The 15,034-nt window shown below is 70.3% G+C and carries 13 protein-coding genes; 6 read left to right on the top strand and 7 right to left on the bottom strand.

Annotation, left to right across the window (positions count from 1 at the left end):
- Window positions 1-53: 53 nt before the first annotated feature.
- On the bottom strand, window positions 54-617 hold the full coding sequence (gene thpR, locus ABN611_RS18525) for an RNA 2',3'-cyclic phosphodiesterase (RefSeq protein ID WP_350281129.1): 564 nt from the start codon (window positions 615-617) through the stop codon (window positions 54-56).
- A 33-nt stretch (window positions 618-650) separates the two neighbouring features.
- On the opposite strand from thpR, the gene ABN611_RS18520 reads away from it, so the two are divergent.
- Complete coding sequence (locus tag ABN611_RS18520) at window positions 651-2,099, top strand: LLM class flavin-dependent oxidoreductase (protein ID WP_350281128.1); 1,449 nt, start codon at window positions 651-653, stop codon at window positions 2,097-2,099.
- Here ABN611_RS18520 and ABN611_RS18515 read toward each other — a convergent pair.
- Window positions 2,082-3,485, bottom strand: a complete 1,404-nt coding sequence (locus ABN611_RS18515) for a mycothione reductase (RefSeq protein ID WP_350281127.1) — start codon at window positions 3,483-3,485, stop codon at window positions 2,082-2,084. The two genes, ABN611_RS18520 and ABN611_RS18515, sit on opposite strands and share 18 nt — an antisense overlap.
- Window positions 3,486-3,550: 65 nt before the next feature.
- Here ABN611_RS18515 and ABN611_RS18510 point away from each other — a divergent pair, with 65 nt between their 5' ends.
- The gene (locus ABN611_RS18510; RefSeq protein WP_350281126.1) at window positions 3,551-4,261 is read left to right on the top strand and encodes a DUF4429 domain-containing protein; all 711 of its coding nucleotides are present in this window, start codon (window positions 3,551-3,553) and stop codon (window positions 4,259-4,261) included.
- On the opposite strand, the gene ABN611_RS18505 is transcribed toward ABN611_RS18510, so the two are convergent.
- Both ABN611_RS18505 and ABN611_RS18500 read right to left on the bottom strand, forming a co-directional pair.
- Window positions 4,258-5,589: an MFS transporter gene (locus ABN611_RS18505; protein WP_350281125.1), complete on the bottom strand. Its 1,332-nt coding sequence runs from the start codon at window positions 5,587-5,589 to the stop codon at window positions 4,258-4,260. The two genes, ABN611_RS18510 and ABN611_RS18505, sit on opposite strands and share 4 nt — an antisense overlap.
- Complete coding sequence (locus tag ABN611_RS18500) at window positions 5,586-6,035, bottom strand: MarR family transcriptional regulator (RefSeq protein WP_350281124.1); 450 nt, start codon at window positions 6,033-6,035, stop codon at window positions 5,586-5,588. The genes ABN611_RS18505 and ABN611_RS18500 overlap by 4 nt, the downstream gene beginning before the upstream one ends.
- A gap of 83 nt (window positions 6,036-6,118) precedes the next feature.
- Here ABN611_RS18500 and ABN611_RS18495 point away from each other — a divergent pair, with 83 nt between their 5' ends.
- Window positions 6,119-7,219 carry a hypothetical protein gene (locus tag ABN611_RS18495; protein WP_350281123.1) on the top strand — a complete coding sequence of 367 codons (1,101 nt, stop codon included), beginning with the start codon at window positions 6,119-6,121 and terminating at the stop codon, window positions 7,217-7,219.
- Here ABN611_RS18495 and ABN611_RS18490 read toward each other — a convergent pair.
- Window positions 7,180-8,652 (bottom strand): NCS2 family permease, encoded by a 1,473-nt coding sequence (locus ABN611_RS18490; protein WP_350281122.1) that lies wholly within the window; start codon window positions 8,650-8,652, stop codon window positions 7,180-7,182. The genes ABN611_RS18495 and ABN611_RS18490 overlap by 40 nt on opposite strands.
- A 69-nt stretch (window positions 8,653-8,721) precedes the next feature.
- On the opposite strand from ABN611_RS18490, the gene ABN611_RS18485 reads away from it, so the two are divergent.
- Together ABN611_RS18485 and ABN611_RS18480 are read left to right on the top strand one after the other, a co-directional pair.
- Window positions 8,722-9,048, top strand: coding sequence for a DUF2530 domain-containing protein (locus ABN611_RS18485; RefSeq protein ID WP_350281121.1), 327 nt, complete (start codon window positions 8,722-8,724; stop codon window positions 9,046-9,048).
- Between the two features lie 375 nt (window positions 9,049-9,423).
- Window positions 9,424-9,966 (top strand): CYTH domain-containing protein, encoded by a 543-nt coding sequence (locus tag ABN611_RS18480; protein WP_350281120.1) that lies wholly within the window; start codon window positions 9,424-9,426, stop codon window positions 9,964-9,966.
- Between the two features lie 265 nt (window positions 9,967-10,231).
- Here ABN611_RS18480 and ABN611_RS18475 read toward each other — a convergent pair whose 3' ends face one another.
- Window positions 10,232-11,014, bottom strand: a complete 783-nt coding sequence (locus ABN611_RS18475) for a DUF3027 domain-containing protein (RefSeq protein WP_350281119.1) — start codon at window positions 11,012-11,014, stop codon at window positions 10,232-10,234.
- A gap of 308 nt (window positions 11,015-11,322) precedes the next feature.
- On the opposite strand from ABN611_RS18475, the gene ABN611_RS18470 reads away from it, so the two are divergent.
- The gene (locus ABN611_RS18470; protein ID WP_350281118.1) at window positions 11,323-13,329 is read left to right on the top strand and encodes an MFS transporter; all 2,007 of its coding nucleotides are present in this window, start codon (window positions 11,323-11,325) and stop codon (window positions 13,327-13,329) included.
- A gap of 102 nt (window positions 13,330-13,431) precedes the next feature.
- On the opposite strand, the gene ABN611_RS18465 is transcribed toward ABN611_RS18470, so the two are convergent.
- On the bottom strand, window positions 13,432-14,973 hold the full coding sequence (locus ABN611_RS18465) for an MFS transporter (protein ID WP_350281117.1): 1,542 nt from the start codon (window positions 14,971-14,973) through the stop codon (window positions 13,432-13,434).
- Between the last annotated feature and the right edge of the window lie 61 nt (window positions 14,974-15,034).

Genomic DNA, 15,034 nt, shown 5'->3' with positions numbered 1-15,034 from the left:
CCGTCCGGCTCAGCCACGGCCTTCTCCGGAGGTACGCGCTCAGCGCGGTGGGTTCACGCCAGGAAGTCCCATTCGCCGACCGTGCGGTAGGCCGCGCTGTGCCCGGGGCCCTCGCCGAGCCGCGACTCGATGAGCTGGAGGCTGTCCGCGGTCCAGGTGGGGCCTTCGTAGGTGTCGAAGACCCGGACCCAGCGGGTCACGTCCAGTTGGCGACGTAGCCGCGCGAGGGTCACATGAGGTGTGAACTTCCGCCCTTCGACGGGTACGCCGGCCCGGTTGGCAGCCGCACGAGTAGTCATCGACAGGTGCTTGAGCGAGTCGGTGTCGTCACGTACGCCGGCGTACAGCACCCTGGCGTCCGGTACGCCGGGGAACGCGCCCGCCCCGGCGATCTGCAGCTCGAACGGCTGCTGGCGCTTGGCGGCCCGCTCCAGCCGCTCCTCGAGTTCCTCGGTCTTCCAGTCCGGCACGTCGCCGAGGAACGCCAGCGTGATGTGCCAGTGCTCGTCCGCCGCCCAGCGGATGTCCTCGTCCGGATGCTCCCGGCGCGGCTCGACGAACTCGCTCAGATCCTCCACTACCTCGATGGGTGGCACCACAGCCACGAACAATCGCATCCGAAAAGCGTAACGGTGGTGGAAACTGCTTTAGTGGAACTCAAGCTGCCCTCACCCTGTGTGGTGATCCTGGTCGGGCCGGGTGCGTCGGGGAAGTCGACGTGGGCGGCGGAGCAGTTCCCGCCGGAGTTGGTCGTTTCGAGTGATCGGCTGCGGGCGCTGGTCGGGGCCGGTGAGGACGACATCGCGGCCAGTGCCGACGCGTTCGCGCTGCTCCACGTGGTGGTGCGGCAGCGCATCGGCCGGGGGCTGACGACCGTTGTCGACACGCTCGGGCTGGACAAGGACCGGCGGCTGCAATGGCTGGGTCTCGCACGCGACGCCGGGATGGCCTGTGTCGCGGTGGCGTTCGACACGCCCGCCGAAGAGTGCCGCCGGCGGAACCGGGAGCGTACGGCGAAACGCATCCCCGCCGACGCACTCACGTCGCAACTCAGGTCGTGGTCCGCCGTGAAGAAGGAGCTGCCGACCGAGGGGTACGACGACGTACTGCAGCCGACGGCGGTGCGCGTGGTGCCGAGCGCCTTCGTGGAGTCCACCGCGGCGCAGGCCCGGCAGGAGGAGGCACCGGCGGGGTTGCGGTTCGGGTTGCAGCTGAGCAGCTACACGCACCCGGGCGGCCGCGCCGGGACGGCCGCGTGGGTCAGGGAGGTCGCGGCCAAAGCCGAGGCGGCCGGGTTCGACGCGATCTACGTGATGGATCACTTCCGGCAGATCCCGCAGGTGGGACGGGCCTGGGAGGACTTCCTGGAGAGCTGGACGACGCTCGGGTATCTCGCCGCCTGTACGACGCGCGTCCGGCTCGGCACGCTGGTGTCGGGCATCACCTACCGGAACGTCGCGCACCTCGGGAAGATCGCGGCGACGCTGGACGTGTTGAGCGGCGGCCGCGCGGTGTGCGGGGTCGGGCTGGCGTGGTTCGAGGCCGAGCACAAGGCGTACGGCTGGCCGTTCCCACCGGTGAACGAGCGGTACGCGCTGCTCGAGGACGCGCTGCAGTTGTTGCCGGTCTTGTGGGGTCCAGGCAACAAACCGTTCCGCGGCCGCGTGCTCGACGTACCGGACACCGCCTGTTACCCGCGGCCGTTGCAGGAACATCTGCCGGTGCTGGTCGGCGGCAGCGGGCCGCGGACGCTGCGCCTGGCCGCGCGGTACGCCGACGCGGTGAACGTGTTCGGCGACGTCGCCGCGGTCCGCAAGGCCGCCGGCCACCTGGGAAACCGGTCGGTCGAGCTGACGCACCTGTCCACCACCCTGATCGGCAAGAACCCCCAGGACGTGGACCGGCTCGTACAGCAACTGCGCCCGCGGAACGTGAACCCGGCGCGCTACGCCGCGACGGTGAACGCCGGCACCGTCGACGACCAGATCGGGCGGTTCCGGGAGCTGTCCGAGGCGGGCGTGGCCGAAGTGATGATCAGCCTGCCCGACCTCGGGACGCTCGACACGGTCGCCGAGGTGATCTCAGCGTTTCGGGTGTAGGTCCAGCTTCAGCAGCGCGTTCTCGATCAGTTCGGACATCGCGGGGTGGATCCAGTACTGGCCGCGGGCCATCGTGTACGCGTCCAGGCCGAAGCTCATCGCCTGGATCACCGGCTGGATCACGGTCGGCGCCTGCGGGCCCATCACGTGGCAGCCGACGATCTGCCCGGTGGTCGCGTCCGCGATCACCTTCGCGAACCCGGTGGTGTCCTCCATCGCCCAGCCGTACGCGATGTCGGCGTACCGCTGGGTCGCTGTCACGTAGGGGATCCCGCGCTCCGCGGCCTGCTCCTCGCTGAGCCCGACGGCGGCGATCTGCGGCGAGCTGAAGACCGCGTGCGGGACGAAGCGGTGGTCGGACTCGATCCGGTCGTCCGGGTTCAGCAGGTTGTGCTTCACGACCCGGGCCTCGTGGTTCGCGACGTGCTTCAGCTGGTGCGGGTTCGTCACGTCGCCGAGCGCGTAGATGCCGTCGACGTTGGTCTGCTGGTACTTGTCCACCAGCACCCGGCCCTCGTGGTCCACCTCCACACCGGTGACGTCCAGGTTCAGCAGGTCGGAGTTCGGCTCGCGGCCGACCGCGACCAGGAGCTCGTCGACGACCAGTTCGTCGGAGCCCTCCGGGTGCAGCATCCCGAGCAGGATCGAGCCGTCGTCGCGGCGCTCCACGCGGACCGTCTCGTGCTGCAGGCGGACGTCGTACTTCTGCCGCGCGATCGCGGTGTACCCCGTGGCGATGTCGCCGTCCTCGTGCCGCAGCAGCTCTTTCGAGCGCGCGATCACGGTCACGTCGACCCCGAACGACGCGAACACGTGCGCGAACTCGGCCGCGACGAACCCGCTGCCGATGATCGCCAGCCGGCGCGGCAGTTCCTCGAGCCGCATGATCGTGTTCGAGGTGTGGAAGCCGGTCTCCACCAGGCCGGGGATCGGCGGCACGATCGGCCGGCTGCCGGCGGCGATCACGAACCGGTCGGCGCTGAACACGCTCGACGTCCCGTCCTTGTTCTCGACGGTCAGCTCCTTGACCCCGGTGAACCGGCCGGTCCCGTCGTAGACGGTGACGTTGGCGTTGTCCGGGTTGTGGTGCCGGTACTCCGATCCGCCCGCCGCGATCGGGTCGATCCGGCCGAAGATCCGGTCCCGTACGTCGGTCCAGCGGACGTCGAGCAGCTGCTCGTCGACGCCGAACCGCGCACTCACCGACGGGGTCGCGGCCACGTCCGCGGCGTGCACGAACATCTTGGTCGGGATGCAGCCGACGTTCAGGCAGGTGCCGCCGAACGTGCCGCGCTCGACGATCGCCACCTTCCAGTCGGCGAACCGCCGGTTGACGATGGTGTTGCCGGAGCCGGTCCCGATGACGACGAGGTCGTAATGAGTCACACCCCATTGTGGCGCTGACGCGCAAGGACGGGCGGTGAACCCGGTCACCAGGAAGGATGGGACGGGTGACAGGTGGTGAGCTGGCGGGCACGAACGGCACGGTCGTCTGGGACGGCATCGGGACTCTCCGGGTCCGGTACGACGGGCCGCGGGACGGGCTCGACAGGCTCACCAGCTCGCTGCGGACCCGCCTGGGCGAGCGGATCCTGCCGGTGGAGGCGCTGGCGGCGGCCGAGGTGGACGGCCCGGTCCTCCGCCTGCGGCTGCGGGACGGCGCCGACCCGCTGCAGTCGGTGAGCGGCGGGTACTTCGACTCGCTGATCTCGCCGTACTGCTTCCCGTGCACCGAGCCGGACGTCGCGGAGCGGATCGCCGGTGAGATCCGCCGTACCCTCGCCCGGCGCGACGTACCGCGGGCGCCGGCGACCCGCTGGCTGGTCGCGCCGCCTGTGGCACCTGACCGTTTGGAGGGCCGGGACGCGACGCTCTCGGTCGAGCAGGGCGAGCTGCGGTTCGCCTACGCGCGGACCGCGGGCCGGCGGAAGCGGGCCTTCGGCGATCCCTGGGCGCTGCCGCTGGACGAGATCACCGATGTCGAGTGGACGCCGCACCAGGGCCGGCTCGGCGTCAAGGGCTTCCTCCGGGTCAGCACGGCCCGGTCGCCGCAGGACCGCCCGAAGCCGAAACACGACCCGGCGGCGCTGCGCGTCGACCGCCGCACGGACGTCGACGCACTGTTCTTCGCCGCCCGGCTGCTGACCCGGATCCGGCCTTAAGCGACCTGGGGGCCGACGTCCTTCTTGGACGGAGCCTCGGGGGCCGCGTCGACGACCGCCTTCTCGCCGAGCAGCTCGGTCTGCGGCAGCACCTCCAGGCGGGGGCGCGGCAGCAGCCGCGGCCGGATCGCGAGGCCGCGCCGGCGGGAGAAGTACAGCACCGCGCCGATCGTGCCGAGCATGGTCAACCCGCCACCGACGATCAGCGACCAGCGTGCGCCCATGACCTCGCCGATCCACCCGATGAACGGCGAGCCGATCGGCGTACCGCCCATCAGGACCGTCATGTACAGCGCCATCACCCGGCCGCGCATCGTCGGCTCGATGCTCAACTGCATGGTCGCGTTCGCCGCGGTAAGCATGGTCAGCGAGGTCAGGCCGACCAGCGGCAGCACCAGCGCGAACGTCAGGTACGTCGGCATCAGCGCGCTGACGATCTCGAGCAGACCGAACGCCAGCGCCGCGCCGATCACCAGCCGGGCGCGGACCCGGACCCGGCGGGCCGCCAGCAGCGCGCCGGCCAGCGAGCCGATCGCGAGGATCGAGCCGAGGATGCCGTACTCCCCCGCGCCCTTGTGGAACGCGCTCGTCGCCATCAGCGCCGACGTCATCTGGAAGTTCAGCCCGAAGGTGCCCGCGAAGAACACCGTGACCAGCACCATCATCAGCTCCGGGCGGCGCCACAGGTACCGCATGCCGTCGCGGATCATGCCCTTGTCCCGGGCCGCGGGCGCCGGCGTGTGCAGCTCGCCGACCCGCATCAGCCGCAGCGAGACGATCACGGCGGCGTAGGTGAACCCGTTGATCATGATCACCGGGCCGGTGCCGATCCAGTTGATCAGCAGACCGGCCAGCCCCGGACCGATCAGCCGGGCCGCGTTGAACGAGGCCGAGTTCAGCCCGACCGCGTTGGAGAGCTCGTCGCGGCCGACCATCTCGACCACGAAGGCCTGCCGGGCCGGGGCGTCGAACGCCGTACCCACACCGAACAGCAGCGCCAGCAGGTACACGTGCCAGGGCTCGACGTGCCCGCTGACGGTGAGCCCGCCCAGCACCAGGGCGACGACGCCCATCGCCACCTGGGTCAGCGTGAGCACCTGCCGCTTCGGGAAACGGTCGGCCACCAGACCGGCGTACGGACCGAGCAGCAGGGCGGGGAGGAACTGCAGGCCGGTGACGATGCCGAGCGCCGTACCGGAATGGGTCAGCTCCAGGACCAGCCAGTCCTGGGCGACCCGCTGCATCCAGGTGCCGACGTTCGAGACGATCGCACCGGAGGCGTAGAGACGGAAGTTACGGACCTTGAACGCGCGGAAGGTTGGGCTCATCGAGCCGCCAGCCGTTCGAGGACAGGGGCTGCCTTGCGCAGGATGTCGCGCTCCTCGGGAGTCAGTTGCTTGAGTTTCTTCTGCAGCCACTCGTCGCGGCGCCGGCGGTTCGCCAGGATCAGCTCGTCGGCCTTCGGGGTCAGCTCGACCATGATCTGGCGCTTGTCGGTCGGGTGCGGGCGGCGGACCAGCAGGCCCGCCTCCTCCATGTTCGTCACGATCCGCGTCATCGACGGCGGCTTCACCTGCTCGTGGGCGGCGAGCTCGCCGATCGTCATCGCCTCGTGCTTGGCCAGCGCGCCGAGCACGCTGAGCTGGTTCGCGGTGAGGTCGTGACCGGGCTCGCGCTGCCGGCGGATCTGCCGGGACAGCCGCAGGGTCGACGACCGCAGGGCACTCGCCAGCCCGACGTCGCTCTTCACCTGCTGCGCTACGACTTCGGGCATGTCTTTACCTTAACTCATTACCTTTGCTAACTAAAACTCGTTCCGTCCGGATGGTATTCCCGGCTCCGCTAGAGTTCGCCGTCATGGGGACGACGGCCGAGCTGGAGCGGTACGAGCAGCGCTTCCGGCGGGCGGGGCTACCGCTGTTCATCGAGGACTTCTCGCCGACGCACGACATCTTCACGCGGGCGGCGCCGCTGCTGGTGCTGGTGTTCCTGGCCGAGATGCTCGGCGCCACCTCGCTCGACTGGCCGTGGTGGCAGAACCTGCTGGCCGCGGTCGGCGCGCTGGTCGCGCTGGTGGTCGGGTTCGGGCTGCTGAACGGGTTCCGCGGCCGGCCGTTCTGGTCGTTGCCGACCCGGTTCGGGATCCCGGAGCTGGCCGTGTTCGTGTTCCTGCCGGCGCTGCTGCCGGTGGTCACGCAGGGGCAGTTCACCCAGTTCTTCGGTGTCGCCTTCGGCAACCTGGTGCTGGTCGGCGCGGTGTACGTCGTCGTCGGCTACGGCCTGATCGCGACGACGTACTGGAGCCTGCGCCGCCTCGCCGGGGACCTGGCCGACTCGATCGCGAGCATGGTCCGGGCGCTGCCGCTGCTGCTGGTGTTCTCACTGGTGCTGTTCATCAACACCGAGATGTGGCAGGTGTTCACCGGCATGCCGGTCGACTTCATCCTGTTCTCGGTGGCTGCCTTCACACTGCTGAGCACGCTGTTCCTGATGGTTCGGCTGCCCAAGGAACTCGACGCGATCGAACGGGAGGCCGACTCCGGCCCCCCGCTCCGCAGACTGCAACGGCTGAACCTCAGCGTCAGCCTGACGATCCGGCAGTGGGTGCAGACCGTGGTGGTCAGCAGCGGGGTCGGCCTGTTCTTCGTTGCCTTCGGCATGCTCGGGATCACCCGGCACATCTACGAGAGCTGGGGCATCGACCCCGGCGGCTGGTCGTACGACGTACAGCTGCTGGGCCATCCGATGGTGATCAGCGCCGGCCTGGTGAAGGTCGCCGTCGGCATCGCGAACTTCACCGGGCTGTACTACTCGATCGCGCTGCTGACCGATTCGACGTACCGCACCGAGTTCCTGGACAACGTCAGCGACGAACTGCGCGACCTGTTCACGGCGCGGGCGCAGTACCTCGAGCTGCGTCAGGTGAGCCAGTCGGTGAGCGGGCCGATCGCGAAGTAGATCACGAACAGCAGCGCGACCACCCACATCAGCGGGTGCACCTGGCGGGCCTTGCCGCGGACCAGCTTGAGCAGCACGTACGAGACGAAACCGGCGCCGATGCCGGCCGAGATCGAGTACGTGAACGGCATCAGGATGATCGTCAGGAACGCCGGGAACGCGACCTCGAGGTCGTCGAAGTCGATGCCCTTCACCTGCGTCATCATCAGGAACCCGACCAGGATCAGCGCCGGCGTCGCGGCCTCGTACGGGACCAGCGTGACCAGCGGCGCGACCACCATCGAGATCAGGAAGCAGATCCCGGTGACCACACTCGCCAGCCCGGTCCGCGCCCCCTCGCCGACCCCCGAGGCGGATTCGATGTACGACGTGTTGCTCGACACCGAGGCGGCGCCGCCGGCGGCCGCGGCGACACTGTCCACGATCAGGATCCGCTGCGAGTTCGGCGGGATGCCGTCGGCGTTGTTCAGGTTCGCCTCGGCGCCGATCGCGGTCATCGTGCCCATCGTGTCGAAGAAGTCCGCGAGCATCAGCGTGAAGATCAGCAGCAGCGCCGACACCACGCCGATCTTGCCGAACGAGCCGAACAGGTTGAACTCGCCGATGGTGTCCAGGTTCGGCGTCGTGAACCACTGGTCCGGGAGCTTCGGCACGCTCAGGCCCCAGCCGCCGGGGTTCTGCTCGGTGCGGGCGCCGATGTCGGCGATCGACTCGATGACGACCGCGAGCACGGTCGCGGCCAGGATGCCGATCAGGATCGCGCCCTTCACCTTGCGGGCGTAGAGCGTGATGATCAGGATCAGGCCGACCACGAACACCAGCACCGGCCAGCCGCGGAGGTTGCCGGCGACACCGAGTTCGACCGGCGGCCCGGACGGCGCCGCGGGACGCCGTACGAAGCCCGCGTCGACGACGCCGATGAACGCGATGAACAGGCCGATGCCGACGCTGATCGCGACCTTCAGCTGCAACGGCACCGCCTCGAACACCGCCCGCCGGAACCCGGTGAGCACCAGCACCAGGATGATCAGGCCCTCCAGGACCACCAGGCCCATCGCGTCCGCCCAGGTCATCTTGGTCGCCACCGAGAACGCGACGAACGCGTTCAGGCCGAGCCCGGTGGCCAGCGCGAGCGGGAAGTTCGCGACCAGGCCCATCAGGATCGTCAGGACGCCGGCCACCAGCGCGGTCGCCACCGCGATCTTCGCGATCGCCGCCGCCGGGTCGGTCCCGCCGCCGACGAACTGGCCGGCGCCGTCCTTGACCGAGCCGATGATCAGCGGGTTCAGCACCACGATGTAGGCCATCGTGAAGAACGTGACCAGCCCGCCGCGGATCTCCCGGCCGAGCGTGGATCCGCGTTCGCTGATCTTGAAGAACGAGTCGAGGGGACCGGAACCGGGGCGGGCCGTCGCGGCCTGGGACGAGCTCATGACCGCATCGTGCCAGGTATTACCGGGCAGTTGCGAGCACTAACCGGAAACGAAGCTAAGGTAGGTGACGTGAGCGAGGACCAGGGGGCGGGCAAGGAGAGTGCGGCCCGGAAGCGCACCGACCCGACGAGCCAGTTGGCCCGCGGCGAGCTGGTACACGCCGAGGTCAAGCCCTTGGACCTGTCCGGCATCCCGAGCGTGATCACCGGCATCGTGGTCTGGGCGGTCGCGTTCGTCGTACTGCTCTTCTTCCGCGGCCAGTTGAAGGAAGACGGCCTCGACTGGTGGCTCTGGGTCCCCGCCGCCGGCTTCGGCCTCGGCCTCATCGGCCTCTGGTACTGCAAACGCCGCTGGACAGCCATCCAAGCCGGCCACCGCCCCGAAACCGAAGACTGACCGACCCCGGCCAATCGGACACCGCCTTGGCGGCGGTGACTGGTCCTTTGCCGCCTTCGGCGGGCCCCGATCCGGCACCACCGGGCGGAGGTCAGCGCCGCGGAAGAACCGGCGATGGCCCCATCGCGTACTACGCAGCCCCCCGTCGCTACGCAACCACCCCTTGTCGCCACGCAACCGCCTCTCACCCCTACGGTCTTCGCTCGGCGCCATGGACACTCCCGCCAACGCCCACTCCACTGAACGCGATGCACTTGTTTTCGACTGGCAGGCACGTGCGTGCCGGCGCGCTCATCCCCCCGCCATGTGACATCGCCTGCAAGCGATGATCGGCAACGTTGCGCTGTGACGAACCTGACCGTTCCGATGCAAGGGATGAAAATGCCGATCGAGTTCGAGGCGAAGGTGCTGGGGATCGATCCCGAGGCAGTCGCCGACCAGATCCTGACCGCGGGCGGACATCGGCTCGGGCAACGTCTGTTGCGCCGGTACGTCTACGACCTCGAGGAAGGCGACGCATCCCGTTGGATCCGGCTCCGCGACGCCGGCGGCGAGGTCACGCTGACGGTGAAGGAGATCGCGCACGACGGGATCGACGGTACGACGGAGACCGAGGTCGTGGTGGGCGACTTCGAGACCACGAACGTGCTGCTCGGGAAGCTCGGGTACCGGCCGAAGTCGTACCAGGAGAACCGCCGTACCAGCTTCACGCTCGACGGCGCGCAGCTCGAGATCGACCACTGGCCCGGCATCCCGCCGTACCTCGAGATCGAGAGCCACTCCCGCGCCCACGTCGTCCGGATCGCCCGCTCACTCGGCTACTCCGAGGACCAACTCACCGGCGAGAACACCACCAAGGTCTACACCCGCCACGGCATCGACCTGACCACGATCGAGAACCTGCGCTTCCCCGACTGACTCAGGCGCGAAGCGCACTCTCGACGAGGCCGACGTGCTCATGCGACTGCAGTGCGTCAAGGCGCGCCAGGAACCGATCGACGAGGGGTTGGCTGGGCAACGACGAGCGGAGGCCGCGAGGGGATGGCTGCGTAGCACGCGTGGGCAATCCTCGGGTCGTCCGCGGCGATGACTTCCGCCCCGCCGGTGCCCGACCGGGCCCGCCGAAGGCGGCAAAGGGACAGTCACCGCCGCCAAGGCGGTGTCCGATCGGCCGGAGGTGGGGTCAGGCTTCGGGGTCGGCTAGTTGGAGGGTGTCGTAGCCGGTGGTGTCGAAGGCGTGTTCGGGGGTGGGGACCTCGGGGAGGTCGATGGTGGCGTCGGAGTGGGCGCCGCAGCCGTAGTCGTACGCGACGACGCGGGCCTCGCCGGGGGCCATCTCGTTGGCGCAGACGCCGAACGCCTGGCCGAGGCTGTCGGCGAGGCGGATCCAGTAGCCGCAGGAGTGGCACTTGTACGGGACGGCCTGGGCGATCGCGGACGTCGGGCCGAACTCGCCGGAGTACCAGCGGTCGGCGGCGTCCTCGCGGCCCAGCGGCGACAGCACGCGCTCGCGGCCGAGGCCGAGCTCCTCGACGACCGTGAGGACGTCCTCGGGGGCGCCGGCGGTGTCGGTGAAGCCGGGCTCGAGGCGCGGGTCGTCGGGCAGCGTCGGGAACAGGTCGCCGGGGCGCAGGTCGCCGGGCTGGACGCGCTCCGACCACGGGACCCACTGCGGCGCGACAACCGCGTCGCCGCCGGGCAGCATCACGACCTCGTTGACCGTGACGGCCTTGGCGCGCGCGGCGCGGGTCAGCGTGACGGCCCAGCGCCAGCCGCGGTACCCGGGGTGGGTGGAGGCGAAGTAGTGCGTGACGAGGCGCTCACCCTCGACCAGGTGACCGAGGTGCTCCCCGACCTGCGCGGCGCCGGCCTCGGCGACCGCGGCCTCGCGCGCCGGTTCGACCGCCGCGACGCAGACGGCGTCGGGCTTGGCACGGACCGGTTCCGGGGATTTGACGGGAGTCACAATCGCCCATTCTCGCACGCCTCCTCCAGTACTCCGAACCGCGGTCCGACCGAGCCTGCACGAACACTCCGAGCACGTCGAACAGCCCGTCACCCGTCCACAATCCACAGGCCGGAGCGGACCCGTCACGCCGCCCCGAGCGCCGCGGGACGGGACAGGTCGCGCCGTCGCGGGCGCCCCCGGGGCAGGACAGGTCGCGCCGTGGCCGGCGCCCGCGGGGGCACGCGGGAGCCGGCGCCTGGCCGCGACCTCCGAGCCCGTACGCGCGCTGACTGCGGTCTGTCCCTCGGAGGAGGCAGGATGGTTCCATGCAGCCGTCCGACCCGTCCGACCCCAACGCCGCCCGCGGTGCACAGCGCGGCGGCCGCCCCGCCGACGGCACGTCGCACGGCGACGCCGACCGGGACACTACGGCGGGCGCCGCGAGCGACCGGGCGAAGGACAGCGGGGCCAACGGCGACGGGGCCAACCGCGGCGGGGCGAAGCGCGGCGGCACGAACGGCGCGAGCGGGCGCAGAACGACCGCGGATGGCGCGAACGGCGGCGGGGCGAAGTCTGCTGGGGAGCGGTTGGGGGATGCTCGGGAGCGGGTTGGGACTGCGGGGAAGAAGATGGGGACTGCGGGGCGGAAGGTCGGGCAGGCGTCCAAGGTGGGGGCTGAAGGGGTTGCTTCGGCATCGCGGAGGGCGGCTGCGGTGGGGGGCAAGGTCGGGCGGGCCACCGGGCGGCGGATTCGCGGGCTGACGAGTGCGCAGGGTGCTGGTGAGTCCGGGCTGTCGCGGTTGATCGAGCTCGGTGCGGTGAACGCCGCGGGTGACACCGCGTTCGCGGTCTCGCTGGCCGGCACCGTGTTCTTCACCGTGCCCAGCGACCAGGCGCGGGACCGGGTCGCGCTGTTCCTGCTGCTGACGATGGCGCCGTTCGCGCTGATGGCGCCGCTGATCGGTCCGATCCTCGACCGGTTCCGGCACGGCCGCCGCTGGGCGATCGGCGCCACGCTCGGCGCCCGCGCGTTCCTCGTCTGGGGGCTCGCCTCCTCGATCACCAGCGACAACTCGGTCTGGCTGTATCCGGCGGCGCTCGGCTGCCTCGTCGCCTCCAAGGCGTACGGCGTGACACGCGCGTCCGCCGTACCGCGGCTGCTCCCCAAACAGATCACCCTCGTCACCGCCAACTCCCGGATCTCGCTCGCGGGCGTCGCCGGCGCGACGATCGGCGCCGGGATCGCGGGCGCGTTCGCCGCGATCGGCCCGCAGTGGTCGCTGCGCTGGGCCGCGCTGGTGTACATCGTGGGCCTGATCCTCGCGATCCGGCTGCCGAGCGCGGTGGACTCCCCCGCCGACGAGGAGGTCACGGGTACGGCGGGACGCGCCGCCCGCCGGCGCGCGATCACCACCGCGGTGTCGCGCGGGATCCGCTGCAACCTGGGGCTGCGGTTCGTGTCCGGGTTCCTGACCATGTATCTGGCGTTCCTGCTGCGCGACCAGCCGATCAGCGGGGTGAAGGGCGCCGTCGCGGCCGGTGCGGTGGTCGCCGCGGCCGGGATCGGGAACAGTCTCGGCACCCTCCTCGGATCGTTGCTCAAGGCACGAAAACCGGAGACGGTCGTGCTGGTGGTGCTGCTCGCGGACGCGACGGTCGCGATCGCCGTGGCGGTGCTCTACGGCTTCCCGATCCTGATCGCGCTCGGGCTGGTGGCCGGGTTGTGCAGCTCGCTCGGCAAGCTCTCGCTGGACGCGATGATCCAGCGCGACGTCCCGGAGACGGTGCGGACTTCGGTGTTCGCGCGTTCGGAGACGGTGCTGCAGTTGGCCTGGGTGCTCGGCGGCGGGTGCGGGATCGTGCTGCCGCTGATCCCGCGGCTCGGGTTCGGGTTCCTCGCGGGCGTGCTGCTGATCGTGGTCTTCCTGGTACTGCGGATGCGCCCGGCCGCGCGCCCCGCGGACGGGCCGCTGCGTCCCGGCGGTCTCGGTGGACCTCGCACCGACGGGCCACCCCCGCACCACCACGACAGCCCGCCGCAGGATGAGCGCAAGTACGACCAGCCCTCGGAGAGCACGACGCGAACGATCCTCAGCGTCGCCGAGCAACGCGCGAACCGGGCCCGGCGCTCGGATTCGCAGGACGAGCCGACCGTCGAGTGGCGCACCGGCGGGCAGCAGCCGCCGCCCGCGCAGCCGGTCGGCCGCTGGTGGAGCGGCCAAACCGACGACGAGGACACCGGCGAGAACACCGCGCCCTGGTCCGAGGACACCACGGAAGAACACAACCGCCCGTCCAAACGCCGCGGCAACTTCCGCCGCCCACCCCGCTGACACCGCGCCGCACGGAACCCCGCCCACACGAGCGGGACTGCGGACACCTGGTCAGATGTCCGCAGTCCCGCTCGACTGTCCGCACCCCGAGGAGAACCGGCCTCACGCCGCTTGTACCAGGTCCGCCTCCTCGGAGGCCTGCTCCTCTTTCGGCGTGGTGCCGCGGAGAGTGAGGGTGATGGCTACCGCAGTGGCCAGCAGGAGGAGGGAGCCGACCAGCGCGACCGTGTTCATGCTGTGTGTGAACGCATCCCGAGCGGTAGCCAGCACGGTCTCCGCCAGTTGCGGCGGCAACTGAGCAGCAGCCGCAGTCGCCGCTGGCAACCCTTCGCGGACCGGCTCGGCGACCGCCGCCGGCAGATCAGCCGGTACGTCGGACCGATAGACCGCCGTACCGATCGAGCCGAGGATCGCGATCCCGAGCGCTCCGCCGAACTCCGCGCAGGTCTCCATCACCGCCGACGCCGAGCCCGCACGCTCCGGAGCGACCGAACCGACGACCGCCTCGGTCACTAGCGTCATCACCATCACCAAACCCGCGGCCAGCAGCCCGGCCCCGACCAGCAGCAGGGCCAGCGGCGAGTCGACGCGCACCTGGGTCAGCACGCCGTACCCGGCACCGGCGAGGACGAACGCGCCGCCGATCACGTAGGCCCGGTCCAACTTCCCGGCCAGGGCCGTCGCGAGCGGCGCCGCGCCGCCGACCAGCACGGACGGAGCGAGCGACCACAGCGCCGCCTTCAACGGGCTCATCCCGAGCACCAACTGCAGGTACTGCGTCATGAACACCGCGTTGCCCACCAGCGCCAGGGTGCCGATCGTGTTCGCCGCCAGGGACCCGCTGAACGCGCGGTTCCGGAACATCGCCAGGTCCACCATCGGGTGCTCGGCCGTGCGCTGGCGAGCGACGAACAGCACCCCGAACACCAACCCCGCCGCGATCGCCGCAACCGGCAGCACCGCCGCACCGTGCGCGGCGAGCTCCTTGATCCCCCAGATCACCGGCAGTACGGCGGCCAGTGACAGTACCGATCCCAGCAGGTCGAACCGGCCGCCGACGGCTGCCTTGAACTCCGGCAAGAGCACCGGCGCGAGCACCACCAGCAGCACCATCGCCGGAGTGTTGATCAGGAACACCGAGCCCCACCAGAAGTGCTCCAGCAGCAGCCCGCCGACCACCGGCCCGAGCGTGATCCCGCCCATCATCACCGCGCTCCAGAACGCGATCGCCTTCGCCCGCTGCTTCGGGTCGTGGAACATGTTCCGGATCAGCGCCAGCGTGGAAGGCATCAGCGTCGCGCCGCCGATCCCGAGCACCGCGCGGGCGGCGATCAGCTGCTCCGGGCTCTGCGCGTACGCCGCGGCGACCGAGGCGAGCCCGAAACCGACCGCGCCGAGCAGCAGCAGCCGACGACGGCCGATCCGGTCGCCCAGCGATCCCATCGTGATCAGCAGGCCGGCCAGCACGAACCCGTAGATGTCGAAGATCCACAGCTGCTCGGTCGCGCTCACGCCGAGGTCCGCGCTGATGAACGGGACCGCGAAGTACAGCACCGACACGTCCATCGAGACCAGCAGCAGCGGCAGCGCGAGCACGCCGAGCGCGATCCATTCCTTCCGCCCCGCCCGTTCCGTCGTACCCATCAAACCCCTCCGACTATCTGTCTACGCCGCACACTGTGTGCGCCGTACACAGACAATACCC

It is taken from the genome of Kribbella sp. HUAS MG21 (genome assembly GCF_040254265.1).
Lineage (GTDB): Bacteria > Actinomycetota > Actinomycetes > Propionibacteriales > Kribbellaceae > Kribbella.
The sequence above is the reverse complement of the archived record's forward strand: the minus strand, read 5'-3'. Positions and strand labels throughout refer to the sequence as shown.